General features: G+C 61.0%; 23 protein-coding genes. 11 read left to right on the plus strand and 12 right to left on the minus strand.

The window, feature by feature from the left end:
* Window positions 1-110: 110 nt before the first annotated feature.
* Window positions 111-1,085: a quinone oxidoreductase family protein gene (locus J3P73_RS07085; protein WP_130771221.1), complete on the minus strand. Its 975-nt coding sequence runs from the start codon at window positions 1,083-1,085 to the stop codon at window positions 111-113.
* A gap of 69 nt (window positions 1,086-1,154) precedes the next feature.
* On the opposite strand from J3P73_RS07085, the gene J3P73_RS07090 reads away from it, so the two are divergent.
* The 4 genes from J3P73_RS07090 to J3P73_RS07105 all read left to right on the plus strand — a co-directional run bounded on the left by J3P73_RS07090 (window position 1,155) and on the right by J3P73_RS07105 (window position 4,214).
* A complete protein-coding gene (locus J3P73_RS07090; protein ID WP_197729673.1) occupies window positions 1,155-2,066 on the plus strand; it encodes a LysR family transcriptional regulator in 912 nt (303 codons plus the stop codon).
* A gap of 108 nt (window positions 2,067-2,174) precedes the next feature.
* On the plus strand, window positions 2,175-2,495 hold the full coding sequence (locus J3P73_RS07095; protein WP_130771223.1) for a hypothetical protein: 321 nt from the start codon (window positions 2,175-2,177) through the stop codon (window positions 2,493-2,495).
* 52 nt (window positions 2,496-2,547) lie between these two features.
* Window positions 2,548-2,715 carry a hypothetical protein gene (locus J3P73_RS07100; protein WP_165422319.1) on the plus strand — a complete coding sequence of 56 codons (168 nt, stop codon included), beginning with the start codon at window positions 2,548-2,550 and terminating at the stop codon, window positions 2,713-2,715.
* Window positions 2,716-3,024: 309 nt separating this feature from the next.
* A protein-coding gene (locus J3P73_RS07105; protein WP_130693083.1) for an IS3 family transposase occupies window positions 3,025-4,214 on the plus strand; the annotation gives its coding sequence in 2 pieces (ribosomal slippage) (window positions 3,025-3,274 and window positions 3,274-4,214; 1,191 coding nt in all).
* Here the strand turns inward: J3P73_RS07105 and J3P73_RS07110 are convergent.
* The 6 genes from J3P73_RS07110 to J3P73_RS07135 all read right to left on the minus strand — a co-directional run bounded on the left by J3P73_RS07110 (window position 4,201) and on the right by J3P73_RS07135 (window position 9,824).
* Window positions 4,201-4,587 (minus strand): hypothetical protein, encoded by a 387-nt coding sequence (locus tag J3P73_RS07110; protein ID WP_207579832.1) that lies wholly within the window; start codon window positions 4,585-4,587, stop codon window positions 4,201-4,203. The genes J3P73_RS07105 and J3P73_RS07110 overlap by 14 nt on opposite strands.
* Before the next feature lie 121 nt (window positions 4,588-4,708).
* Window positions 4,709-5,119, minus strand: coding sequence for a GFA family protein (locus tag J3P73_RS07115; protein WP_165418158.1), 411 nt, complete (start codon window positions 5,117-5,119; stop codon window positions 4,709-4,711).
* Window positions 5,120-5,522: 403 nt separating this feature from the next.
* A complete protein-coding gene (locus J3P73_RS07120; RefSeq protein WP_130771225.1) occupies window positions 5,523-6,164 on the minus strand; it encodes a peroxiredoxin-like family protein in 642 nt (213 codons plus the stop codon).
* Window positions 6,165-6,467: 303 nt separating this feature from the next.
* Complete coding sequence (gene cysN / locus J3P73_RS07125) at window positions 6,468-7,964, minus strand: sulfate adenylyltransferase subunit CysN (RefSeq protein ID WP_018485203.1); 1,497 nt, start codon at window positions 7,962-7,964, stop codon at window positions 6,468-6,470.
* Window position 7,965: 1 nt separating this feature from the next.
* A complete protein-coding gene (gene cysD, locus J3P73_RS07130; RefSeq protein WP_003546395.1) occupies window positions 7,966-8,919 on the minus strand; it encodes a sulfate adenylyltransferase subunit CysD in 954 nt (317 codons plus the stop codon).
* Between the two features lie 146 nt (window positions 8,920-9,065).
* Window positions 9,066-9,824 carry a phosphoadenylyl-sulfate reductase gene (locus J3P73_RS07135; protein ID WP_018068798.1) on the minus strand — a complete coding sequence of 253 codons (759 nt, stop codon included), beginning with the start codon at window positions 9,822-9,824 and terminating at the stop codon, window positions 9,066-9,068.
* A gap of 420 nt (window positions 9,825-10,244) precedes the next feature.
* Here J3P73_RS07135 and J3P73_RS07140 point away from each other — a divergent pair, with 420 nt between their 5' ends.
* Together J3P73_RS07140 and J3P73_RS07145 are read left to right on the plus strand one after the other, a co-directional pair.
* The gene (locus tag J3P73_RS07140) at window positions 10,245-10,691 is read left to right on the plus strand and encodes an RrF2 family transcriptional regulator (RefSeq protein ID WP_003546399.1); all 447 of its coding nucleotides are present in this window, start codon (window positions 10,245-10,247) and stop codon (window positions 10,689-10,691) included.
* Window positions 10,692-10,883: 192 nt separating this feature from the next.
* On the plus strand, window positions 10,884-11,294 hold the full coding sequence (locus tag J3P73_RS07145; RefSeq protein ID WP_018068797.1) for a GFA family protein: 411 nt from the start codon (window positions 10,884-10,886) through the stop codon (window positions 11,292-11,294).
* Between the two features lie 62 nt (window positions 11,295-11,356).
* On the opposite strand, the gene betA is transcribed toward J3P73_RS07145, so the two are convergent.
* From betA to betI, 3 genes are all read right to left on the minus strand, one after another.
* Window positions 11,357-13,009 (minus strand): choline dehydrogenase, encoded by a 1,653-nt coding sequence (gene betA, locus J3P73_RS07150; RefSeq protein WP_130771227.1) that lies wholly within the window; start codon window positions 13,007-13,009, stop codon window positions 11,357-11,359.
* A 200-nt stretch (window positions 13,010-13,209) separates the two neighbouring features.
* Entirely contained in the window at window positions 13,210-14,673 is a 1,464-nt protein-coding gene (gene betB, locus J3P73_RS07155; RefSeq protein ID WP_130666835.1) for a betaine-aldehyde dehydrogenase, read from the minus strand.
* A 1-nt stretch (window position 14,674) separates the two neighbouring features.
* Window positions 14,675-15,310, minus strand: coding sequence for a transcriptional regulator BetI (betI, locus tag J3P73_RS07160; RefSeq protein ID WP_197726565.1), 636 nt, complete (start codon window positions 15,308-15,310; stop codon window positions 14,675-14,677).
* A gap of 142 nt (window positions 15,311-15,452) precedes the next feature.
* Here betI and J3P73_RS07165 point away from each other — a divergent pair, with 142 nt between their 5' ends.
* The 4 genes from J3P73_RS07165 to J3P73_RS07180 all read left to right on the plus strand — a co-directional run bounded on the left by J3P73_RS07165 (window position 15,453) and on the right by J3P73_RS07180 (window position 19,592).
* Window positions 15,453-16,001, plus strand: coding sequence for an HdeD family acid-resistance protein (locus tag J3P73_RS07165; RefSeq protein WP_018068794.1), 549 nt, complete (start codon window positions 15,453-15,455; stop codon window positions 15,999-16,001).
* Window positions 16,002-16,199: 198 nt separating this feature from the next.
* On the plus strand, window positions 16,200-16,439 hold the full coding sequence (locus J3P73_RS07170) for a ribbon-helix-helix domain-containing protein (protein ID WP_012756551.1): 240 nt from the start codon (window positions 16,200-16,202) through the stop codon (window positions 16,437-16,439).
* A gap of 112 nt (window positions 16,440-16,551) precedes the next feature.
* Window positions 16,552-18,420 carry a GGDEF domain-containing protein gene (locus J3P73_RS07175; RefSeq protein ID WP_024322717.1) on the plus strand — a complete coding sequence of 623 codons (1,869 nt, stop codon included), beginning with the start codon at window positions 16,552-16,554 and terminating at the stop codon, window positions 18,418-18,420.
* A 173-nt stretch (window positions 18,421-18,593) separates the two neighbouring features.
* Entirely contained in the window at window positions 18,594-19,592 is a 999-nt protein-coding gene (locus J3P73_RS07180; protein WP_018068792.1) for an NAD(P)H-quinone oxidoreductase, read from the plus strand.
* A 93-nt stretch (window positions 19,593-19,685) separates the two neighbouring features.
* Here J3P73_RS07180 and J3P73_RS07185 read toward each other — a convergent pair whose 3' ends face one another.
* Window positions 19,686-21,125 (minus strand): MFS transporter, encoded by a 1,440-nt coding sequence (locus J3P73_RS07185; RefSeq protein WP_018068791.1) that lies wholly within the window; start codon window positions 21,123-21,125, stop codon window positions 19,686-19,688.
* A 101-nt stretch (window positions 21,126-21,226) separates the two neighbouring features.
* On the opposite strand from J3P73_RS07185, the gene J3P73_RS07190 reads away from it, so the two are divergent.
* A complete protein-coding gene (locus tag J3P73_RS07190) occupies window positions 21,227-21,850 on the plus strand; it encodes a helix-turn-helix transcriptional regulator (RefSeq protein ID WP_042941439.1) in 624 nt (207 codons plus the stop codon).
* Window positions 21,851-21,875: 25 nt separating this feature from the next.
* Here the strand turns inward: J3P73_RS07190 and J3P73_RS07195 are convergent, their stop codons facing one another.
* Window positions 21,876-23,087, minus strand: coding sequence for an MFS transporter (locus J3P73_RS07195; RefSeq protein ID WP_018068789.1), 1,212 nt, complete (start codon window positions 23,085-23,087; stop codon window positions 21,876-21,878).
* Between the last annotated feature and the right edge of the window lie 759 nt (window positions 23,088-23,846).

Raw genomic sequence — 23,846 nt, forward strand, 5'->3', positions numbered from 1 at the left:
AGGCGCGGTACAAATCGGTTCGACATCCCGGATCAGAACGTCGAAACCCGCGCCGGGACGATCGGAAAGCGCCGAACCATGGTCTCTGCCGGCGCTGTTTCGCTGAGCAATCAGGGTATCAGCAGAATACTGCCCGCCGAGCGTCCGGATTCCATCTCTTCGTGCGCCTTGGCAACATCGGCCAAACGATATTCGGCACCGATCTGCGAAACGATCCCTGTTTTCATCGCCCCGACGGCAGCCAGAGCAGCCTCGCGATACTGTCCGATGTCAGCGCACCAGGCCATGATGCTCGGATGGCAGAGTGCCTTGCCGGGGCGAAGTTCCTCGACGGGCACCGGTGGAATAGCACCGGCGGCCTGACCGATGGTGACTGCCATGCCGAATGGTCGGACAGAGCGTATGCTTTTGAGAAGCGAGTCGCCGCCGATCCCGTCATAGGCGACGTCGACACCAAGCCCGTTCGTCAGCCGCTTCACGTCCCCGACGATATCGGCCTCTCGTCCAACGATAAGGTGATCGGCTCCATAAGATGCGGCGAGTGCGGCCTTTTCGGAGGAGCCGACCGTCCCGATCACGGTGGCATCGAGCGATCTGGCCCAACGAACGAGGATGCTTCCAAGCCCGCCCGCGGCCGCATGGATCAGAACCTGAGTTCCTGCACGCACATCATAGGTCTTCTTCAGCAGCATGTAGGCGGTCATGCCTTTGAGCAGCGAACTCGCTGCCGTTTTCGCTGTAACGGCATCCGGAAGCTTGATCGCCCTTTCGGCGGCAATGTTCCTCGTGGAGCGATAGGCGCCAACCGGCGGCCCGGCATAGGCAACGCGGTCACCCTTTTGGAACAGGGAGACGCCAGGACCGACGTCTTCGACGATGCCCGCCGCCTCGGCACCGATCACCGAGGGGTAGGACGGCATGGGATAGAGGCCCTTTCGGTGATAGACGTCGAGAAAGTTGGTTCCGATCGCCTGATGACGGATCTTTATCTCGCCATGACAGGGAGGTTCAGAATGGTGATGCTCCTCGACATGGAACTGGGTGACGTCACCGGGGGCGTTCAGCCATATGATTTGGTCGGTCATCGCTCGTGCTCCTTCATGGGCACAAATTAGCCGATGGTGTGATGTGTGAAAATTCCCTATTGTTTCACAATGATTGGGAGAGAATTCACAAAGATCGACTGGGACGACCTTCGGCATTTCCTGGCGCTCGCGCAGTCGGGAACGTTGCTTGGTGCCGCAAAGCAGCTCGGCGTCGAACATGCGACGATCAGCCGGCGCGTTTCGTCGCTTGAAGCCAGTCTGGGACGTAAGCTGATCGACCGCCGCGGACGGCGCATCATGTTGACCTCGGACGGAGAGCAGGTTGCCAGGCACGCAGCTCTTGTCGCCGCGCAGACTGCGGCAATCGAGCAGCTTGGCCGCAGCAGCGCCACGGAATTGCGTGGCCATGTGAGGATCAGCGCGCCACCCGCTCTCTCAAGCGTGCTGCTCGCAAAGCCGATCGCCGCCGTCAGGCGAGACCATCCGGGTGTTGAGATCACGCTGGTCGGAGAAAAACGCCTCGCGTCGCTGAACCGACGAGAGGCCGATATCGCCGTGCGAATGTCGCGTCCCGAGGACGGCGACTACGCCATTGCCAAGCTCGGCGAGACAAGCTTCCATCTCTACGCATCAAAGACCTATCTCGAAACGGTTTCCCCGTCGGATTGGACCTTCATCGGTTACGACGAAACCATGAACGCCTCACCGCAGCAGTTGCGGCTGATCGAACTGGCCGCCAGCCGGCCGATCGCCGTGCGGTCGTCCGTTCTGGAGTTTCAGGCCGCAACCGCACGCCTTGGCGCCGGTGTCGTCATGCTCCCCGATTTCGCCGTCCCGGAGTCCAGCGGTCTCCAGCGCATCAAGACCGAACAGCCTTTGACAAGAGAGGTTTGGCTGGTTGTCCATTCGGATATCAAAGACGTCCCCTCCGTCCGCGTCGTCGTCGATGCGCTGAAAAACGCACTGGGGGAAGTAGTGCGCTCAGTTGGCGGGGAAGCAGTGAACTCGAAGCGGACATGACAATCCTCGAAGCTCCAGTTAGCGAGCATAAAGTCGCCCGATTCCTGGCGGGACGATCGGCGATCAGCCATTTAACCTGATCCAGAAGTGAGTAGAAGGAGGAATGAGATGCGCGAGATCGAGGGCATTGATAAAGCGATGGCTGTGTTGAAGCCTCACTGGGAAGAGATCGAAGATGACTTCCATCGGCACAACGCTCGCTTCCTCCAGTTAGCTTCAACGGACCACGATGCAATTGGCCGTGTGCTGCGGTCGCACTTGGTCGTCGAGAATTTTATGAACAGCTACCTCACTGAGTTCTTCGGTATCGAGGACTTCGACGAACTGCGGCTGACCTTTGCGCAGAAGGCTAAGATGCTTCCTGCAGGCAAGTCCAGCGCATCCTTCGTGCGACCCAGGGATCATCCAGCTCAACAAGGTACGGAATAAATTCGGTCACCAACTGAACCATGCGGTCGAGTTCCAGGAGATCAACTCGATCATGCAGATCCTTGGAATCGCACGAAGCGAGACGAATTTCACCACTCCGATGGATGCGATAGAAGCCTTCGCCGCGATCGCCTGCGCCTTCCTATCTATCCCACCGAAGCATCTGCAGGGGGCTTTCATAGAAGCGTTCAAGCATGTCCATACCGAGATGCCAGATTGAAGTCAGGCCTTCGGAGACAGAGGTTCCAGCTCCGTGCGAGGATCCCGGAGGATTCCTTTGCTATTCCGCCATCTCTCGACCGCACGCCTAAGACGACGTTTCTGCTCCTCCCGAGACTGCGTATCGATCTTCGGAAAGAGAGATTGCCATGGCGAGGGATCGACATCGGGGTTCATGCTTTTCGGATTCGTCGCGTACCACCACACCTGAAACACCTGGGCTTCAACTGGCAACCGCTTGGTGACTGACCTTGCCCCGTTGAAATAATCCATTTTGAAGTAAGCTCTGGCCCATTGAGAGGACCAGAGGATGAAGCGCAATCGTTTCACAGACGAACAGATCATCGGCATATTGAAGGAGCACGAGGCAGGCACGCCGGTCTCGGAGCTTTGCCGCAAGCATGGCGTCAGCGATGCCAGCATCTATAAATGGAAGGCCAAGTTCGGCGGCATGGAGGTGTCCGAGGCCAAGCGGCTGAAGACGCTTGAGGACGAGAACACGAAGCTGAAGCGGCTTCTGGCGGATGCGATGCTCGACAATGCTGCCTTGAAAGACCTTTTGGGAAAGAAGTGGTGACGCCCGCGGCCAAGCGGAAAGCTGTCGCGCATCTGATGAGCCATCATGAGATGAGCGAACGGCGGGCGTGTAAAGCCATTGGTTTTTGCCGAATGACGGTCCGTTACGAGACCAGGCGCGACGATGATCATGAGCTTCGCGAGCGAATGAAGGCGTTGGCGCATGAACGTCGCCGCTTCGGATATCGACGCATTCATGTGCTGCTCCGGCGGGAGGGTCACCTCGTGAACCACAAGAGGCTCTTCCGGCTCTATCGGGAGGAGAAACTGACGGTGCGCAAGCGCGGCGGTCGCAAGCGAGCGATAGGCACGCGAGCGCCGATGCTGGTGCCGATGGTGGCCAATGATCGTTGGTCGCTAGACTTCGTGTCGGATCAGTTCACCGATGGGCGCAGGTTGCGGATTCTGACCGTCGTCGATGATTGCACGAGGGAGTGCCTGGCGCTCGTCGCCGATACATCGCTTTCCGGTCTTCGCGTCGCACGGGAGCTTGACCGGATTATCGAGGAGCGCGGCAAGCCGAGGATGATCGTCAGCGACAACGGCAGCGAGTTCACCAGCAACGCGATCCTGCAATGGGCGGACCGGACCAAAGTTGACTGGCATTACATTGCGCCTGGCAAGCCTATCCAGAACGCTTTTATCGAAAGCTTCAACGGGCGGCTGCGAGACGAGTTCTTGAATGAAACTCTGTTCTCGTCGCTTGCTCACGCCCGGTCCGCGCTTTCAAACTGGCGTAGCGATTACAACGATCAACGCCCGCATTCAGGCCTTGGCTGGCTGACACCGGCCGAATTCGCTCAGACACTCAACCCGCGACGTGATGCGGTGCTGCGCAGCCGAAATGGCTCCGCACCGCAACCCGCCGCTACCGAACCAACAACAGCAACCAAAAACCGCTGGAGCGAACTCAAAACTGGATAGAACTTGGGGGCAAGGTCATGACCAGAAGATAGTCGAGCCATCCGCCGAAGAGGACGGCATCATTGGCTTCGTCGGCGAAGTCAGCCATTAGGGCTTCGTCATCGCGGACAGTTTTGCCGTCTTGCTCGTAGAAATGCTTGAAGGCGTTCCAGTGCTGATTCCTAAGACGCTTGAGCTTCCGTTGATCGATGTCGGGGATCGTCTGCAGGATATGCGTCGAAATCGAGGGGAGGTCGGCTTCCTTTGCCAAGCCCTCAACGATCTCACTGCCACCACAGGCGAGTGAGTGGACCGAATAGGGATCCCTGTCCCGGATGAACAGGTCGAGGGCTGTCCCGAGCTGCGCCCTCGCGATCTGGATCTTAATACTCATAGGCGCTCCACAGGCTGCTGTCGAAGGAGTAGACGATCTCCCGGATCTCGTAGGTCTTGTTCGACGTTCGCTTCAGGCCAAAAGCCGAAGTTCGGTGCGCTACCGGCCTTCCGGCGTCGATTCATTCTTGAAGGATTGGAAGGCTTTGAAAGTGTTCTACCGTTTCGTCAAGCTGCACCCAATGATGTTTCGATTGTTCGAAGACTGACATGGCAGGCGACGCGAAGGCCGGGTCGGCAAGGGAGCCTACCGCCACCCCGATCCAGGACGGCGCAACATCGGCCTTCCAATAGACGGTCGAGCCGCACGTCGGGCAAAAATGCATTCGGACCTTGCGACCGCTCTCGGCAGTGCGAATGAATTCTGTGGACGTTCCAGATATTTCGACACAGCCCATCGAGTAGAAAGCATTTGCGCTGAACGGCGAACCCGTTCTGCGCTGGCAGGCCAAACAGTGGCAGAGAGCTGTCAATTGTGGTGGCTCGCTGAGCATCAGTCTCAGAGCGCCGCAGGCGCATTGGGCATTGGCCATGGAAACTCCTCCCGCTTGCACGGTGAAATTACGTTGAATGGGGGGTGAAGCGCAGGCCCGAACCGCAAATGGCTAGGATGGGCGATGCGAAGGGGCTGAGATCTGATATAATTTCAAGCTCACAGAAACTCGAATGTAGATCGCAGAAATGCGTAAGTCTAAAGGTAGCCATCTGACGGCTTCAGGCAGCAAGCAGATGCGGACACCTCATCGCACGGTCTCATGTTCTGATCGGTTCTTTGCGGCAAGCTGGATTTCAAATTCCACTGGCGATCTATGGCCAAGGGCGGAGTGCAGTCGCCAGCAAGCAAGCGGTAAACAGCGAACCCATGAGCATCTCGAACGATGCTTCAACCCACCGAGCACCACTCGGGCGGTGGGTCGTCGAGCGAGTTTTTCGTTGTCAATGCACGACTTGGGAAGCGACCGACATCAATTCTTCGGAATTCGGTGCCTTGAATGTCTGGAGCCCAGCCTCAAGAACTTCAGTGAAGCTCCAGCGTACGATGCCCTCCCGGTCGATTAGGAACTGACCGACAAGCTGCCCGTGGTCGGCAGTCATCATCTGCTGATCGGCTTCCGTAATTTGATATCCTTCCTTCTCGTTGAGAAATTCGTCCATTGCCATCACGCCCATGGGCTCGGGCAACTCGCCCGGAAGATCGATCCGTATCGCCATGACCGTGTCGATCCCGACCTCGCCCAAGCCGAAGGCTTGGTGCGAAGCCCGTCCCGGGTCGGATGCAGCAAGAAGATCGGGTATCGGATGGTAACGGAAATAGAGCCGCGCGCGTTCGACCGGGGTGTTTACCACCGCCAGGGATTGGACGCCTTTCTCACGCAGCATCGGGTTGAGATATGCCATGGCCGCGACATGGCGCCGGCAGAACGGACAATGCAGGCCTCGAAACAAACCGATCAACAACGGGCTGCGGCCACGAAAATCATCAAGTGCGATCTTCCCCTCGCGCGAGATCGCATCAAACACAACGTTCGGGACCCGGTCGCCCGGTTGTAGCGGATGGTCGACATAGTGCGTGGACATGGACAACCTCCTCGCTCGGGGATCAGTCGAGAAAAGGCGCCACGTTAAGTGCGTCGAGGTCGAGATTGAGCGTTGCAGGGCCTGACCTCTCGTTTTACCGCACCGCCAGGATCCGATCTAAGAATGGCCCCACATTGGCCCGCGGGCAAGCGGTAAACAGCGAATCGTGAATTGAAAAAGTCGGTTTTCTGCAAACTCTGATTTTTTTAGCGGCCGTAGAGGCCGACAGGGAATCGGCCAGCCAGCAGATTCGGCTGCAGTGAGGGGGGCCAGTCTTGCTGGCCCCTTATCCCTTATCCCTTGTTAGATATCGCTTGCAGCGCTCGACCAGAGATCGGCCGCTTCGGCGGCCGTCATGCGACGCACCTCGGCCTCGTGGCTGCGGCTGGCGAAGAGTTCGCTTGCCATGATCTGCTCGGCAAGATCGGCCGGAAGCGAGAGGATGACGCGGGCTTCGCCATTGTGCAGGCCGCCGAGTTCGCTGCGCTTGCCGGTCACCATGCCGCCGGCAACCGTGTTGTTGGTCTCCGGATCGATCAGGATGAAGGAGCCGGAAAGCCGGTTCTGCTCATAGGGGTCGAAGATCGCCGCTTCGTCGAAGATGAGCCGGACTTTGCCGATGGCGTTCATGTAGAGCCGCTGGGCGGCGTTCCAGGTGCCAGTCTTCAGTTCCAGCTGGCTGAGCGGCTGCACCTGAACGCGCTGGCGGCGGCTGCCGCTCTTCAGCCAGTAGCGTTTTCCGGGCTCGATGCCCTCAGGCTGCAAGGCAACGATCTGTGCGTCGAAAGCCAGGCCGACCTGCGGCTGGGCGTCGATCGAGACGATCATGTCGCCGCGCGCCACATCCACCTGGCGGTCGAGCACCAGGGTGATCGCGTCGCCGGCAACGGCGGCATTGCGGACGAGATCGAAGGTGACGATCTTCGAGACATTGGCGACCATGCCCGACGGCAGGATCATGACGCTGTCGCCCGGCTTGACCGAGCCGCCGGCAACCGTGCCCTGATAACCGCGGAAGCTTTCGCCGGGACGCGAGACGCGCTGGACGGAAAGGCGGAAGCCGACCGTCTGCGACGAGCGCACGGTGGCAAGCTCCAGCGTCTCCACCAGCGTCGGGCCGCTGTACCAGGGCATGGCGGCCTGGCCGGAATAGACGACGTTTTCGCCCTTCAGCGCCGACATCGGAATGGCGGTGATCTGCTTGACGCCGAGCGACAGGGCAAATTCCCGGAAATCATGGCTGATCTTGTCAAAGCCGGCGCGGTCGTAGCCCGTCAGGTCGATCTTGTTGACCGCAAGCACGAACTGCTTGATGCCGAGCAGCGAGGCGATCGTCGCGTGACGGCGCGTCTGCTCGAGAATGCCGAAGCGCGCATCGACCAGCAGGATGGCGAGATCGGCGGTCGAGGCGCCGGTCGCCATGTTGCGGGTATATTGCTCGTGGCCGGGCGTGTCGGCGACGATGAAGGAGCGCTTGTCGGTCGAGAAATAGCGATAGGCGACATCGATGGTGATGCCCTGTTCGCGCTCGGCCTGCAGGCCGTCGAGCAGCAATGCGAAGTCGGGCAGGCCGAGATCGTTCTGCTTGCCGGTGGAATCGCGCTGCAGGGTGGCGGCCTGGTCTTCCTTGACCGCCTTGGTGTCCCAGAGCAGGCGGCCGATCAAGGTCGACTTGCCGTCATCGACGCTGCCGCAGGTAATCAGGCGCAGCGGCCTGGTATCGCGCTGGGCCTTGAGCGGCTCGGCGGCGGGCAGGCTGACGACAGTGGCGGCCGAGACGGCGGTTTGGGCTGCAGTCATCTCAGAAATATCCTTCACGCTTCTTCTTTTCCATGGAGCCGGACTGGTCGCGATCGATGGCGCGGCCCTGGCGTTCGGACACCGTTGCAATTTCGAGTTCGGCAATCACCTCTTCGAGGGTGGTGGCCTGTGAGCGGATGGCGCCGGTCAGCGGGAAGTCGCCGAGGGTGCGGAAGCGGATCATGCCTTCCTGGCGAACTTCGCCGGGCAGCAGTTCCAGGCGCGGATCCTCAGCCAGGATCATCATGCCGTCGCGCTCCACGAAAGGCCGCTTCTTGGCGTAGTAGAGCGGCACCAGCGGAATGTCCTCGGCCTGGATGTAGCGCCAGATATCGACTTCGGTCCAGTTCGACAGCGGGAAGGCGCGCACGCTCTCGCCCTTGCGGATCATGCCGTTATAGATGTTCCAGAGTTCCGGCCGCTGGTTGCGCGGATCCCAGCGATGATCGGGTGTGCGGAAGGAATAGATGCGCTCCTTGGCGCGGCTGGCTTCCTCATCACGCCGCGCACCGCCGAAAGCGGCGTCGAACTGGCCGGCATCAAGCGCCTGGCGGAGCCCCTCGGTCTTCATGATGTCGGTGAAGGCGGCCGATCCATGCGTAAACGGCGTGATGTTTTCGGCTTTGCCGCGCGGATTGATGTGCTCGATCAGATCGAGATCATACTTCTTCGCGGTCTCGTCGCGGAAGGCGATCATCTCGGAGAATTTCCAGCCGGTGTTCACATGTAGCAGCGGGAAGGGCACGCGGCCGGGATAGAAGGCCTTGCGCGCCAGGTGCAGCAGCACCGAGGAGTCCTTGCCGATCGAATAGAGCATGACAGGACGCTCGAATTCGGCCGCAACCTCGCGGAAGATGTGGATGGATTCGTTTTCCAGCGCTTTCAGATGCGGGTCGAGCGGCGCCTTGGCGCTCTGCGGATTGCTGAGTTCCGTATCCGGACGGCTATCGGGCATGTGTTACTCCAGGCTATCGGTCGTTTACGGCTCGCCGCAAAACTTGATGTTGGCTTTCCCCGGGAATGTTGGCTTTCCCAGGGAATGTTGACTTTCCCAAGGCTGCGGCGGTCGCCGCGCCCTGATTGGGAAAGCCGTGGGGTGATTTACTGTGCGGCGATCGCTGCGGCCTCTTCGGCGACGTGCAGGCCGCATTCGCGCGTTTCGTCCTGCTCCCACCACCAGCGGCCGGCGCGTTCCGGCTCGCCGGGCTTGATCGCCCGGGTGCAGGGTTCGCAGCCGATCGAGGGATAACCGCGGGCGTGCAACGGATTGACCGGCACGCCGTTCGCCGAAACGAAGGCCTTGATCGCCTCCAGGTCCCAGTCGGCGAGCGGATTGACCTTCAGCAGGTGGCGTTCGGCGTCGTATTCGGCAAAGGGCGTTTCGGCGCGGTTAGCCGATTGGCCGCGGCGCAGGCCGGTGACCCAGATCGCAGCACCTTCGAGGGCACGGGCAAGCGGCTTCAGCTTGCGCACGCCGCAACAGGCATGGCGGGCTTCGACGCTCTCGTAGAAACCGTTGAGGCCGTATTGCGCCGCATAGGCGTCGATATCGGCCTTCTCGGGCTCGAAACGATGGATATGGATGTCGTACTGGCTTTCGGTCTCGTCGATCAGCGACAGCGTCTCGGCAAACAACCGGCCGGTCTGCAGCGTCGCGATATCGATCGGCAGGCGGTGCGTGCCGATCTCGGCGGTGATCACCTGGTCCTCGATGCCGAGTGACGTCGTGAACACCACGCGGCCGCCAAGGCCGGAGACCAGCGACAGACGTCCGGCAAGGTCGAGGCCTGCCAGTCTGTCGTTCAGCGCCTCGGCTTCCGCAATCGGCCCTTCTTCCGCAATCGTATTGATAGCAGTCATGAGAATCCTGTCCTTTGTTGACCGGAGTATCGCAGTTCACGCATGGATCGGACAGAAAAAGGGATTTCGAAAGCTGCGGCCGGAGGAGCAAATATCTCTCCGAAGCTGCCGCGATGCAGAAAAGCAGCCGCCTGCGGATGAAAATCCACATCGGCAGCTCGAATGTCTATAGAAATAGTAGAGTTACACGCAGCCTGTCAATCCGAAATCTGAAGTGATGCCGAAAATGGTGCAGAAGGCGCGGTTTTGGCATAGATTAAGCGTGCTTGGCCGAGGGCGAAAAACAAGGCCAAAACGCTTGTCTCTCAAGGCTTTCTCCGGCGCGTTCAAATTCCGTTCATGCTGGTTGTGCCATAGAGGTGAAAGTACTTCCGTAGCGGTGCGGAAATTCGCGCCGCCTGTGTGTGTCGATGGTCAAAAATGATTACGCAAAAGGCGAAATATGCGCTGCGAGCGCTGACGGTCTTGGCTGATGCCGATGCCGACGAACCGGTGATGATTTCCGATATCGCGGCGCAGCAGAAGATCCCGAAGAAGTTCCTCGAACAGATCCTGCTCGACCTGAAACATCACGGCGTCGTCGCCAGCCGTCGCGGCAAGCAGGGCGGTTATCTCCTGCTGAAGCCCGCCCACACGATTACCTTCGGCGAGATCCTGCGCATCATCGACGGCCCGATCGCGCCGCTGCCGTGCCTCTCGATCACTGCTTACCGCAGATGCGACGATTGCGACGGCGAACAGAACTGCCAGATCCGCCACGTCTTCGCCAAGGTGGCCGACGCCACCCGCAAGGTGCTGTTCTCGACGACCATCGCCGATGCCATCGCCCCAAAGCACAGCGCCGAAGTCACCCGGCTGCTGGCGTAAGGTCAGCTTCCAGATCCGGCCGCCCATCGGAAAAGGTTAGAGCGGCTCTGCTTCCGTGAAAACGCCGAATTCCAGATTGCCGGGATAGGCGCTGCGGTGTCTGCTGTCGAACGAGCTTGATCGCAAGAAGTAATCGCCATCCCGGTTTGAAGTCTCAACCTGATCCCACGTCAGAAAACGGAGGGTTTTCCAATGGCCGATGCCCGGTGCGCTTGCGGCGCTCTCACACTCACGCTCCCGGAACAATCAAAACTGGTTGTCGCCTGTCACTGCCTCGACTGCCAGCGGAGGACCGGCGCGCCATTCGGCGTCGGCGCCTTTTATCCGGCCGAGGCCGTCAGCATTTCCGGGGCGAGGAAAGAGTTCACGCGCGATGGGGCAAGCGGCGGAAAGGTGCACATTTATTTCTGTCCGAACTGCGGCTCATCGGTCTGTTGGACGGCCGACAAGCTGCCGGCGATGATCGGCGTAGCCGTCGGCGCGCTGGCGGACCGCCATTACCCCGCCCCCGTCCTGTCGATTTTCGAGCAGTCGAAACATGACTGGGTGCGGATGGATACCGCCGTCGAACGTTTCCATCAAAGCAGTGTGGCAAAACGCTGAAAAGCGAGACCGGGGCGAAGCGGCCGAGTAGAAGAGGTTCGCTTTTTGGCGCGCGCTCCGCATCACCGGTCGCTGACGGCGGCGCGCGGGTTGATCCACGGCTCCTGGTTCGAGCGCGCCAGCGGCTGTTTGCCGAGGATATGGTCGGCTGCCTTCTCTCCGGTCATGATCGACGGCCCGTTCAGGTTGCCGTAGGTGACGTGCGGGAAGATCGAGCTGTCGGCGACACGCAGGCCATCGACGCCGATCACCCGCGTTTGCGGATCGACCACCGCCATCGGATCGTCCTTGGCGCCCATGCGGCAGGTGCCGCAAGGGTGATAGGCGCTTTCCAGATGTTCGCGCAGAAAGGCGTCGATCTCTTCGTCGCTCTGCACGCCTTCGCCCGGCTGGATCTCCGGGCCGCGATAGTTGTTGAAGGCGCTCTGTCCGAAGATTTCGCGGGTGAGGCGCACGCAGTGGCGGAATTTCTCCCAATCCTCCGCATGGCTCATATAGTTGAAGCGCAGCACCGGATCGGCCTTGGGATCGGCGGAGCGTAAGCTCACGCTGCCGCGCGATTTCGACAGGTTGTAGCCGACATGAACCTGGAAGCCGTGGCTTTTCGCCGCCGCCTTGCCGTCATAGCTGATCGCCACCGGGAGGAAATGGTACTGGATGTCGGGTTGCTTCAGCCCCGGCGCGGAGCGCAGGAAGGCGCAGGCTTCAAACTGGTTGGAGGCGCCGAGCCCGCCGCGCGAGAGCAGCCATTGCGCGCCCGCCACGCCCTGCCAGAACCACGGCAGCCAGGAATAGAGCGACACCGGCTTGGTGCTGACCTGCTGGAAGTAGAATTCCATATGATCCTGCAGGTTGGCGCCGACCCCCGGCCGGTCGGCCTTCACCGTAATGCCCATATCCTGCAGGTGTTCTCCGGGACCGATGCCCGACAGCATCAAGAGCTTCGGTGAGTTGAACGAGGAGGCAGAGACGACCACCTCGCGGTTCGCCTTCACCACCTCGATCTTGCCGTTGCGTTCGATCTCGACGCCGGTCGCCCGTCCGTCCTCGATCACGATGTTCTGCGCAAAGCCGTAGACTATCCTGACATTGTCCCGCTTCAGTGCCGGTTTCAGATAGGCATTGGCGGCAGACCAGCGGCGGCCGCCGAAGATGGTCTGCTCCATCAGACCGAAGCCTTCCTGCTTGCTGCCGTTATAATCCTCCGTCGTCTCGAAACCCGCCTGTTTGCCGGCCTCGACGAAGGCGCGGAAGAGCGGATTGGTGAAGCCGCCACGCTGGACATGCAGCGGCCCGTCCGCGCCGCGCCAGCCCTCTTCGCCGCCATGCGAATGTTCCATCCGCTTGAAATAGGGAAGCACGTCGGCATAGGCCCAGCCGCTGGCGCCGAGCTCCTCCCAGCGGTTGAAATCCTCAGCATGGCCGCGCACATAGACCATGCCGTTGATCGATGAGGAGCCGCCGATCACCTTGCCGCGCGGCGCGGTGATGCGCCGGTTGTTGAGGTTGGCCTCCGGCTCGGACAGATAACCCCAATTATATCTCTTCATGCTCATCGGCCAGGCAAGGGCCGCCGGCATCTGGATGAACGGCCCGAAATCGCTGCCACCCGCCTCGATGACGATGACGCTGTTCTTGCCGTCCTCGGAGAGGCGATAGGCGAGGGCGGAGCCGGCGGAGCCCGAGCCGATAATGACGAAATCTGCTTGTTGCATGACGTTCCCTTAGATTCTTTTGCAACGGTTCGAAGACCCCGCCCCAAACCCCTCCCCACAAGGGGGAGGGGCTTAACTTGCCGCTCCGCCTCACTTCAAAATCAGCGCTACAAGCGATGAGACCGAAGGAGGATAAAACCGGTGCCGCATACTAGCCCCTCCCCCTTGTGGGGAGGGGTTGGGGAGGGGTCTTGCACCCTTCAATAAGGCGCCACCACCGGCCCCATGCCCACATAGACCGTCTTCAGCTCGGAATAATGCTCCAGCGCGGCCAGCGAATTCTCGCGGCCGAAGCCGGATTGTTTCGAGCCGCCGAAGGGGATTTCCACCGGGCAGAGATTATAGGTGTTGATCCAGAGCGTGCCCGCTTCCAGCCGGTCGACGACGCGGTGGGCGCGGGTGAGGTCGGCGGTGAAGACGCCGCCGGAAAGGCCGAATTCGCTGGCATTGGCGCGGGCAATCACCTCGTCCTCGGCGTCGAAGTCGAGCACACACATGACCGGCCCGAAGATCTCCTCGCGAGCGATGGTCATGTCGTCGGTGACGTCGGCAAAGACCGTCGGCTGCACGTAATAGCCTTCGCCGGAGACGTTGTTCGGAATGCCGCCGCCGGCAATCAGGCTCGCGCCCTCGGCCTTGCCCTTCTCGATGTAGGAGATCACTTTCTCGCGCTGCGCCCAGGAGACCATCGGCCCGACCTGCGTCGCCTCGTCCATCGGATCACCGATCAGCATTGCCTCGGTGCGGACCTTCAGCCGCTTTAGGAATTCGTCCTTAACAGTCTTCTGCACGAAGACGCGCGTGCCGTTCGAGCAGACTTGGCCGGTCGAATAGAAATTGCCGAGCATCGCGCCGCCGACCGCCGAATCGAGATCGGCATCGTCGAAGACAATGAGAGGCGACTTGCCGCCGAGTTCCATCGTCACGTGCTTGAGGTTGCCGGCGGCGGCGGCCGCGACCCTGCGGCCGGTCGGCACCGAGCCGGTCAGCGACACCTTGGCGACATCGGGATGGTTGACGAGCAGCGGCCCGGTGTCGCGGTCACCCTGGATCACATTGAAGAGCCCCTTCGGCAGTCCCGCCTCGTGCAGGATCTCGGCGATCTTCAGCGCCCCGAGCGGCGTATTCTCGGACGGTTTGAACACCATGGCATTGCCGCAGACAAGCGCCGGCGCAGCTTTCCAGCACGCGATCTGCTGCGGATAGTTCCAGGCGCCGATGCCGACGCAGACACCGAGCGGCACCCGCTTGGTATAGGCAAAATCCTGGCCGAGCGGGATATGCGAACCGTTGAGGCCGGCCGGCGCAATGCCGCCGAAGAATTCGAAAGCATCCGCACCCGAGGTCGGGTCGGCGACAACAGTCTCCTGGATCGGCTTGCCGGTATCGAGCGTCTCGAGTTCGGAAAGCGCCCGGTTTCTCTCGCGCATGATCTCGGCCGCCCGTTTCAGGATGCGCCCGCGCGCCATCGGGCTCATCGCCGCCCATTCCGGCTGGGCGCGTTTGGCCGCTGCGATCGCCCGTTCGACGATCGCGGGCGTTGCGGCATGCAGCCGGGCGATCACCTCGCCAGTCGCGGGATAGAGGCTCTCGATGACGGTGCCGTCGGTATCCTCGACATATTCGCCGTCGATGAAGTGCGAGGCTTTCGGCTGGGCTTTCATGTCATTTGTCCTTGGGTGGTTCGATGTGGTCGTTCCTTCTCCCTCCGGGAGAGGGGGAGGCGGTGGCCAAAAGCGCATTCAGATAATCTTCCGTCAGCGCGATCGAGGCTTCAATGCCGATCGGCGCCGATTTCAGACTTTGCCTGATATAGAGCCCGTCGATCATCGCCGCAGCGCCCTCGGCGATGCGTTCTGCGGCGTCAGCGGGCAGCAGCAGTTTCAGATCGGCCAGTAGATTGGAGCGCAGCCGCCTGGCATAGATCACCAGGAAACGGCGCGTCTCTTCCGAGCGCTGCGCTTCGGCGTAGAAGGCAAGCCAGGCGGCAATCGTGCCCGGCGCAAACTGGTCGGCATGGAAGCTGACGCGGATGATGGCCGAAAGCCGCGCCCGCGGCGTCCTGGCGGCCTTAAGCGCCGCCACCGTGTCGTTGCGCAATTGTCTCAGAAGCGAGCGGATCGTCTCGATCAGCAATTGTTCCTTGCTGCCGAAATAATGATGGGCAAGGGCTGGCGACACGCCAGCCTGCCGGGCGATGTCGGACATGGTGACGGTTAGCGAGCCGTGATCGCCGATCACCCGCAGCGCCGCATCGACAAGCGCCTTGCGGCGCACCCGCTCCATTCCGACCTTCGGCAAACCGCGCCAACTCCTATGAACCGGAGCTAAGTTATTTTTGATTGACTGATCAATCAATAAAAATCTTTTTCGATTTGATTTAGCGCAGATCTTTTCCTGAAAAATTGCTGCAGCATATGTTGAATCCAACAGGAGGTGCGCCATGGCCGATGTCTTCGAGGGAACGCCGACATCTTCGCTGCAGTCGAAATGGATCTGGTTCGTCGGCCTCGGCGTGCTGCTGCTCGTCTGCGGTCTGATCGCGCTCGGCAATCTGATGCTCGCCACCGTCGTCTCGGTCTATTATGTCGGCATGCTGATGCTGGCCGGCGGCGTGATCTATCTCGTCCACGCCTTCCAGGTGCGCGGCTGGGATCATGTGCTGTTCTGGATGCTGAGCGGCCTGCTCTATGTGCTTGCCGGCATCTGCGCCTTCGTCAATCCGATCCTGACTTCGGCGGCGCTGACGCTGTTTCTCTCGCTCGCCCTCGTCATCGCCGGCGTCTTCCGCACCTGGGTCGGCATGCGCATGAAGCCGGTCAAGGGCTGGCGCTGGATTGTCGCAAGCGGCGTCATCACCGCCCTTGCCGGTTTCGTCATCGCGCTCGGCTGGCCGGTGAACAGCCTGTGGATCCTCGGCCTGTTCCTGGCGGCCGATCTTATCGTCCAGGGCTCGACGGTGATTGCCTTCGGCCTCGGTATCCGCCGTTGAGATTGTGGAGAGCGGCCGTTCTTTTTTGACAAGGCTATGACAGGGGATTAGACTTAAGGGGTTATGGGCCGATCCCGGCAAGCGGGCGGTCCGATGTGCGAATGCACCAAGGCACCGGCGAGATCGCCGAGAATGCTGAAAATGGTCATGCGTCCCCCAGAGGCAGGGTTCTGTCTGATCAGAAAAGGGAGGAAGTTCATGCCGATGGTCACCGTTTCCATCTCTCCGCAACAGGCAGCGGGCATCCGCGCCGCCGTCGACAATGGCGGCTATGCCTCGAGCAGCGAGGTCGTTCGCGAGGCGCTGCGTCTCTGGGATACCGCCCGCAAGCTCAATGAGTTCCGGGACGATATTCTTGACGACGACGCTCCATCCGGCGGCAGATGCGTCGCCGACATGTTCGCCGATCACGAGGCGGAGCGCCGTCGCTCCGCCTGAGCAAGCATTTGATTGCATTGGAAAATTGAATAAACGCGGAGCGCGTAGGGCACGCTTGCGCGTTTCATAAAACTTTCACACTGGCGAAAGAGTTCATTGACCCTTCTGCGGCATGTTCCGGACGAAAAAGAACAAGTCACAGTGGAGATCAGCCACAATGAAGACCGGCATGTCCTTGGCTGCCACCGTCGCGCCGGATGTCCTGCGCCGCTACGCCAGCGATCAGATCGTAACCCTTGCCAAGCTCGTCGTCGAGAATGCCTTCCAGCCGATCGTCGAGGCCGGTACCGGCACGGTCTTTGGTTACGAATCCCTGATGCGCGGCCAGGACCGCATCGGCTATGATACGCCGGTCGACATTCTCGACGAGGCTCACCAGGCCGGCCAACTGCTGCAACTCGAGCAGATGGTCGCCAGCCGCGCACTCGCCAAATTCGCGACTCTGTCGAATTTCTCCACCTCGACGCTGTTCCTCAATCTCGATGTCCGGCTCATCCCGCATGGCGAAAGCCTGGTCGAGACCCTGCTGCAACACCTGCGCAAGGCCAATATTCCGCCATCCTCCGTCTGCTTCGAATTCTCCGAGCGTTTCGACAATACCAGCGTGCCGGAATTTTCCGGCCTGGTTTCCAGGCTGCGCAAGGCCGGTTTCAAGCTGGCGATCGACGATTTCGGCGTCGGCCATGGCGAGATGAAGCTGCTCTGCGATTATCCCGTCGATTATCTCAAAATCGACCGTCATTTCGTTGCCGAGATTGATCGCAGCCCGCGCAAGCGTCATCTCTTGAAAAGCATCGTCAACATTGCCCACGTGCTCGGCACGCGCGTCATCGCCGAAGGCATCGAGACCGAGGCCGAATTCATCGCCTGCCGCGAATATGGCGTCGACCTCGTCCAGGGCTGGTTCATCTCCCGTCCGACGACGCATATATCAGAGCTGGCGCCGTCCTTCCCGCATCTGCAGGAGCTCGGCAAGAGCAAGCGGGGCAGCCAGTCGCTCGATGAAATCCTCATCCGCAAGCAGATCGAGCTGCTGCCGACGGTCTACGAGAATGACAGCATCGACAGCGTCTTCGAACTCTTCCGGCGCAATCCGCGCCAGGCCTTCTTTCCCGTCCTCAATGCCAATGACGAGCCGCGCGGCATCATCCACGAGCATCACCTCAAGGAATATATCTACCAGCCCTTCGGCCGCGATCTCCTGAAGAACAAGATGTATGAGCGCAGCATCTCGCATTTCGTCGAGATGGCGCCGATCGTCGGCCTCGACAGCGACGCCGAGCAGCTGATGGCGATCTTCGCCAATATGGAAGGCAGCAACTGCCTGATCCTGACCGACAATATGCGTTATGCTGGCGTCGTCTCCGCCGCCTCGTTGATCAAGGTCATCAACGAGAAACAGCTGAAGACCGCGCAGGACCAGAACCCGCTGACCGGCCTGCCGGGCAATCGCGCCATCCGCGATTTCATGCGTCAGTCCGGCCGCGACGGCGATGAGCTCCGCCACTTCTGTTATTGCGACTTCGACAATTTCAAGCCGTTCAACGATGCCTATGGCTTCCATCTCGGCGATCACGCGATCTCGTTGTTTGCCGCGCTGATGCGCCGCTATTTCTTCGCCGAGCGCCATTTCCTTGGCCATGTCGGCGGCGACGATTTCTTCATCGGCATTGTCGGCTGGACCAAGGAGGAACTGACGGAGATCCTCGACCGGCTGATCAGCGATTTCCACGACGACGTGCGCGATCTCTATTCCGACGAAGACCGCGCCGCCGGCCGCATCCTCGGTCACGACCGCACCGGCGCCGAAGCTTTGTTCCCGCTGATGCGCTGCTCGATCGGCGTCATCGAACTGCCGGGAGGCCTCGTCATCGACGATATCAACCGCGTCAGCGCCGAGATCGCCATCATCAAATCGGCCGCCAAGGAAAGCGAGGAAGGCCTGGTCTTCCATCTCCTACAGCGCCGCGCGTCTTTTTAGACGCGCAAAGGACGCTGTAGCACTTATGCAGTGGGCGAGGCGAATTGACGCCTCTGCCACATCAAGCCTTCCCAAGCCTCCGGGGCTGATTTACTTCCTATGTTTTAGACAAAAGCTAGAGCGGTTCCGCCCACTTCCACCAAAAGCTGAACCGTTCCAGGGAGGAGCCGGTCATGCCATTGCCTCAGGATATGCGTTTCGTCGATCTGCCGTCATTTGGCGGGCCGGAGGTGATGACGATCGGCAAGCGCCCGCTTCCCGTGCCTGATGACGGGCAGGTTCTGGTGCGCGCCGAGGCGATCGGCGTCAACCGCCCCGATATTGCCCAGCGCCAGGGCAGCTATCCCGCGCCCAAGGATGCGAGCCCGATCCTCGGCCTGGAATTGTCGGGCGAAATCGTTGCCGTCGGCCCCGGCGTCCGCGGCCATGCCGTCGGCGACAAGGTCTGCGGGCTCGCCAATGGCGGCGCCTATGCCGAATATTGCCTGTTGCCGGCAGGCCAGATCCTGCCCTTTCCCAAAGGCTATGATGCGGTGAAGGCGGCAGCTTTGCCTGAGACCTTCTTCACCGTCTGGGCCAACCTTTTCCAGATGGCCGGGCTGACGGAAGGCGAGACGGTGCTGATCCATGGCGGTTCCAGCGGCATCGGCACGACGGCGATCCAGCTCGCCCGCGCCTTCGGCGCCGAGGTCTACGCGACGGCGGGCTCGAAGGAGAAATGCGAGGCTTGCGAAAAGCTTGGCGCCAAACGCGCGATCAACTACCGGACCGAGGATTTCGCCGAGGTCATCAAGGCCGAGACCGGCCACGGCGTCGATATCATCCTCGACATGATCGGTGCCGCCTATTTCGAGCGCAACATCGCCTCGCTGGCGAGGGATGGCTGCCTGTCGATCATCGCCTTCCTCGGCGGCGCGATCGCCGAAAAGGTCAACCTCTCGCCGATCATGGTCAAGCGCCTGACGGTCACCGGCTCCACCATGCGGCCGCGCACGGCGGAAGAAAAACGCGCCATCCGCGACGATCTTCTCTCCGAGGTCTGGTCGCTGCTCGCCGCCGGCACCGTCGCGCCCGTCATCCACAAGGTCTTTGCCTTCGACGAGGTTGTCGAAGCCCACCGGCTGCTGGAAGACGGCAGCCATGTCGGCAAGGTCATGCTGCGCGTTGGCTAGAGCAATTCCAGCAAAAGTGTGCAGCGGTTTTGCCAGGCAAAGCGCGAAGCGCTTTTGCCGGGAATTGCGCCAAAACAAAGAGATAGGGCGCTCTTAGTGCGTCCTATCGGACGCGCGGCGCGGTAATGTCAGCGACACGCCGAGGGCGAGAACACCAGGCAGCGCCATCAGCAGATAGAGCCAGTGCGCCGCCGACAGCGCGCCTGATATGCCGCCGGGATGAACGAGGCCGGCGCCATTGGCGATGACGCCGGCAAAGGCGGCCCCGAACGCCCCACCGAGCGAACTCATTGTCGGGATCGCGGCAGAAGCCTTGTCCTTCTCGTTGTCGGCGACGAGTTTCAGCACCATGGCGACGAGATGCGCCCAGCCAAGACCGATGCCGAAGCCCATCATGAACATGCCGATCGCCGCCGGCACGATGAGGAGCATATGCCCCTCGGGATTGTCCTTGGCCAGGAAGACGGCGAGGCAAGCGGTCGCTGCCGCCTCGATGAGAGCGCCGATGACGATCGCCGCATAGGCCCGTCTGCCAGTCAGCGAGCCGCTGAGGAAGGCCGCGAATGTCCAGCCGAGGGCGACGAGCGCCACCAGATAACCCGATGCGAGTGGCGCCACCCCATGCAGGGTCTGCAGGAAATAGGGAATAAAGACATCGCTGACGAGCACGACGGTCAAGGCGAGCATCGTCAGATAGACCCGTGCAATCGGCCGGGAAAGGCTGACGGCGCCGGACGGCAAGAGCCGGTTCGGGCTTCGGCCCTCGATGAAGAGCATGCCGGCGACCGCGACGACCGAGGCTGCGATCAAAGCGATTTTGGCGCCCGTCGTCTCGATCGCGCCGGCCGCACTCACCATTAGCACGGCAGCAAGCAGCAGTCCGATCTGGGCAACCGGGGTTTTCTCCTGCTCGCGGTCGTCCTCGACCTCGGGCAGAAGCCGCGGCGCCAGGAACGCCATCAGCAGCCCGAGCGGCACGAGCACGATGAAAGCATAGCGCCAGGCGTGACCCGAAGAAAAGAAGCCGCCGAGTGTCGGCCCGATGACGGTCGAGACCCCCCAGATCGCCGCATAGAGCGTCGAGGCCTTCGGCCATAGCGGCTCGGGATAAACGAAGCGGATGAAGGCATAGCCGAGCGCTGCAAGTGCGCCTGTTCCCAGACCCTGCACCGCGCGACCGATCAGCACCACCGGCATCGACGGTGCGGCTGCGGCAATCAGGCTGCCGACGCCGAAGACCAGTGCTGCGATCACATAGACGGATCGAAGTCCGATCCCGCGCGGCCGCATGGCGACGAAGATCGAGCCGAGCACCGCGGCGGCGACGAACAGGCTGGTGACCCAGGAAAACAGCGCGAGGCCGCCGATATCGCGCACGATCGAAGGCGCGATCGTCGCCATGATGTAACTCTCCACCGCATAAAGCGTCACGCCGCCGGCCAGCATCAAGGTTGCCGGCAGGTGCTCGGGCAGAAAGAGGCGGAAAAGGGAACTGGGGTTCGGGATGGCTGCGATCTGGTCGATATCCGACATGGGAGGAACTCGATATTTTTGCTGGCGAAGGATTATTTTCCAAGTTATAAATTGGAAAATTACACGTCATCCTGATTAAAACAAGACTTGACTTGGAAAATATGCGCCAGTCCCCCGCCAACCGGATCCTGATCCTGATAAAGACCGACGGCCCGCAGCTTGCCGCTGCGATCGGCGATGCACTCGGCATTTCGGGTGAGGCCGCCCGCCAGCAGCTGTCGAAGATGGCGGAGGAGGGGCTGGTGGAATCGGTCACCGTTGCCGCCGCGGGCCGGGGCCGGCCGCGCCAGCTCTGGCACCTCACGGCCAGCGGCAACCGCCAGTTCCCGGATGGCCATGCCGAGTTGACGGCAAATCTCCTCGGCACGCTCGTAGAACAGCTCGGCCCCGCAGCCCTCGATACCGTCATCTCCGCCCGCGAGGCCGAGACGCTGCAGCGCTATCGGCAGGAACTCGGCAATGCCGACAACCTTGCCTCGCGCGTCGAGGCCCTTGCCGCGATTCGCACCCGCGAGGGCTATATGGCTGATCACTGGCAGGAGGCAGACGGCTCCTTCATGCTGGTCGAAAACCACTGCCCGATCTGCGCCGCCGCCGCCGCCTGCAGCGGCTTCTGCCGCTCCGAACTCGAAACCTTCCGCGCCGTCCTCGGCGCCGATATCGAGCGCAGTGAACACATCCTCCTCGGCGCCCGCCGCTGCGCCTACCGCGTCACGCCGCGTTGACGCCTGTCGATCGGAACGTCGTGGTTCAAGCCAACTGCCGCGCCTGCCGCCGGCTGCTTTCGAGATAGAGCAGCACTCCGATCGATGCCAGACCCGCGGCCGCGCCGACGAAGGCAGTGCCGGAATAATCGGTGATTGCGGTGCCGAAGGCGAAGAGGCCGGCGCTGATGCCAACCCCAATGAAAGTGTTCAGCGAGATCAGCGAGGTTCCAAGTCCCGGCCGGTCCGCGATCAGGTCCTGCAGATAGGTGATCGGCACGCTGAGGATCGCTGCCGCCCCGCAGGCATTGAAGAGAAGCAGTGCGTAGATGTGCCAGGGCGCGGAAGCAAAACCGAGCAGCAGCAGATAGACGCAATAGATCAGCGCGCCGAAGGCAAGCACATGTACGGTCCGGAAGCGGCGCTGCGCAAAGCCCCACATCATCATGAACGGCATCTCGAGCAAGGCCGTCAAGCCTGCCATGAAGCCGACATCAACCACAGTGCCACCGGCCGCATGGGTGATGATCAGCGGCAGGAGCATGGCGTTCAGCCGCTGCAACCCGAACAGCATCGCCATGACGGTGACGCGCGACAGCACATGCGGCACGAAGATCCGTTTCAGCGAAGCAAAGAAGCCGGCGTGATCGGGGGCAGGGCCGGCGGCGCCATTTCGGGGTGCGAAGAAGAAATACAGGCAGAAGCAGGTGCAGCTTGCCAATGCCGCGATCCCGTAGGCCGGCGTCATCGACGGCGAACTGACGAGATAGAGGCCGATCAACCCCGGCGCCAGCGCCCATGAGCCGGAAAAGAGTGCCCGCACCGTTGCGGTGATCGCCGCCCCCTGGCCGCGGTCCATCTGGTTGGTCCTGGCGCGCAGGCTGGCGAACAGCAGTGAATAGGTGGAATTGCTCATCGGCACCAGCAACAGCGTGGAGAAGATGAAGACCACGGGGCTATGAAAGATCGCGATCGACCCGAAGCCGAGCATGCCGGCGACGCAAAGCCCCAGCACCAGCGGCCGGCGCTCTTTCAGCCTGTCCGACCAGATGCCGAGCGTCAGGCTGGTTGTGACGTTGACGATTGCCGAGAAGAACACCAGCGCCGAATAGGCGCCATTGCTCAAGCCGAGTTCGTTGATCCCGATGATCGACTGGTAGGGCGCGGTCGAAGCATAGGTGAAGGCCAGCGCGACGAGTGTCACGGTCGGAATACGGATCCTGTTGTCGCGAAGGATCAAGGAAAAGGTGGATGGCATGGGGAGCGGTTCCTGATGCACCACTCTTAGCCGCATCGGACCTATCAGAGAAACGATAGTTTTCGATCGCCTCGGTCAATTTATGTGATGAATATTTGGACGATGTGATCGCGCTCCGAGCCCGCGGCGAGGCTGAGCCTCCAACTGGTAAATTCGCCGTGCTCATGGCCGATTGACTCTATCAATCTTCTGCCCTTAGTGCTCGCCGGGGTTGATCAATTGGATGGGGACAATGAAATTTCGCTTTGTTGGCGCTGTTGCGCTTTCTTTCGCCGTTGCAGGTTGCAGTAGCGTTGCCCCTGACGGTCGGCCGCTCGTTCAACACTTCTTTCGGGATCTTGTGATGAGGGGATGTGGTTTCCAGATGACATGGGAATCGGCGAGAGAAGCCACAGATACTTTTAAGCCAGTTATACCGACTGACAGAGAACGCATGACTGACAGAGGCCTCATGAGGGCTGCGATTGCAATTTGCGGCAAGGCGAAACCCGGAAATAAGAGCAAAGCCATCGAAGTCCAGGTTCCTGACAGTGGCGGTGTCCTGCGGAAAATCGTTGTCGAAAGAGAATAGAAAAGCGCAGGCGGCCCCGAGGGCAGCGTTTGACGTAGGGCCGAGACCACAAAAGCCCCTCATCCGGCTGCCGCCACCAACCGGGGTCGAGCCACGGGTCTCGACCCGTCCTTCGGACCCCGTAAACGGGCCGAAGGGGATATGCCGCAACGTCTCCGTTCCCTACCAACCTCTCGCAGGGCACGTTC

The sequence above is a fragment of the Rhizobium ruizarguesonis genome (assembly GCF_017357285.1).
Classification (GTDB): Bacteria; Pseudomonadota; Alphaproteobacteria; order Rhizobiales; family Rhizobiaceae; genus Rhizobium; species Rhizobium ruizarguesonis.

What these genes read in the sequence shown, in the direction of transcription:
- J3P73_RS07085 (WP_130771221.1), bottom strand. Translation starts at nt 1,085, where the DNA reads ATGACCGACCAAATCATATGGCTGAACGCCCCCGGTGACGTCACCCAG.
- J3P73_RS07090 (WP_197729673.1), top strand. Translation starts at nt 1,155, where the DNA reads ATGATTGGGAGAGAATTCACAAAGATCGACTGGGACGACCTTCGGCAT.
- J3P73_RS07095 (WP_130771223.1), top strand. Translation starts at nt 2,175, where the DNA reads ATGCGCGAGATCGAGGGCATTGATAAAGCGATGGCTGTGTTGAAGCCT.
- J3P73_RS07100 (WP_165422319.1), top strand. Translation starts at nt 2,548, where the DNA reads ATGCAGATCCTTGGAATCGCACGAAGCGAGACGAATTTCACCACTCCG.
- J3P73_RS07110 (WP_207579832.1), bottom strand. Translation starts at nt 4,587, where the DNA reads ATGAGTATTAAGATCCAGATCGCGAGGGCGCAGCTCGGGACAGCCCTC.
- J3P73_RS07115 (WP_165418158.1), bottom strand. Translation starts at nt 5,119, where the DNA reads ATGGCCAATGCCCAATGCGCCTGCGGCGCTCTGAGACTGATGCTCAGC.
- J3P73_RS07120 (WP_130771225.1), bottom strand. Translation starts at nt 6,164, where the DNA reads ATGTCCACGCACTATGTCGACCATCCGCTACAACCGGGCGACCGGGTC.
- cysN (WP_018485203.1), bottom strand. Translation starts at nt 7,964, where the DNA reads ATGACTGCAGCCCAAACCGCCGTCTCGGCCGCCACTGTCGTCAGCCTG.
- cysD (WP_003546395.1), bottom strand. Translation starts at nt 8,919, where the DNA reads ATGCCCGATAGCCGTCCGGATACGGAACTCAGCAATCCGCAGAGCGCC.
- J3P73_RS07135 (WP_018068798.1), bottom strand. Translation starts at nt 9,824, where the DNA reads ATGACTGCTATCAATACGATTGCGGAAGAAGGGCCGATTGCGGAAGCC.
- J3P73_RS07140 (WP_003546399.1), top strand. Translation starts at nt 10,245, where the DNA reads ATGATTACGCAAAAGGCGAAATATGCGCTGCGAGCGCTGACGGTCTTG.
- J3P73_RS07145 (WP_018068797.1), top strand. Translation starts at nt 10,884, where the DNA reads ATGGCCGATGCCCGGTGCGCTTGCGGCGCTCTCACACTCACGCTCCCG.
- betA (WP_130771227.1), bottom strand. Translation starts at nt 13,009, where the DNA reads ATGCAACAAGCAGATTTCGTCATTATCGGCTCGGGCTCCGCCGGCTCC.
- betB (WP_130666835.1), bottom strand. Translation starts at nt 14,673, where the DNA reads ATGAAAGCCCAGCCGAAAGCCTCGCACTTCATCGACGGCGAATATGTC.
- J3P73_RS07165 (WP_018068794.1), top strand. Translation starts at nt 15,453, where the DNA reads ATGGCCGATGTCTTCGAGGGAACGCCGACATCTTCGCTGCAGTCGAAA.
- J3P73_RS07170 (WP_012756551.1), top strand. Translation starts at nt 16,200, where the DNA reads ATGCCGATGGTCACCGTTTCCATCTCTCCGCAACAGGCAGCGGGCATC.
- J3P73_RS07175 (WP_024322717.1), top strand. Translation starts at nt 16,552, where the DNA reads ATGTTCCGGACGAAAAAGAACAAGTCACAGTGGAGATCAGCCACAATG.
- J3P73_RS07180 (WP_018068792.1), top strand. Translation starts at nt 18,594, where the DNA reads ATGCCATTGCCTCAGGATATGCGTTTCGTCGATCTGCCGTCATTTGGC.
- J3P73_RS07185 (WP_018068791.1), bottom strand. Translation starts at nt 21,125, where the DNA reads ATGTCGGATATCGACCAGATCGCAGCCATCCCGAACCCCAGTTCCCTT.
- J3P73_RS07190 (WP_042941439.1), top strand. Translation starts at nt 21,227, where the DNA reads ATGCGCCAGTCCCCCGCCAACCGGATCCTGATCCTGATAAAGACCGAC.
- J3P73_RS07195 (WP_018068789.1), bottom strand. Translation starts at nt 23,087, where the DNA reads ATGCCATCCACCTTTTCCTTGATCCTTCGCGACAACAGGATCCGTATT.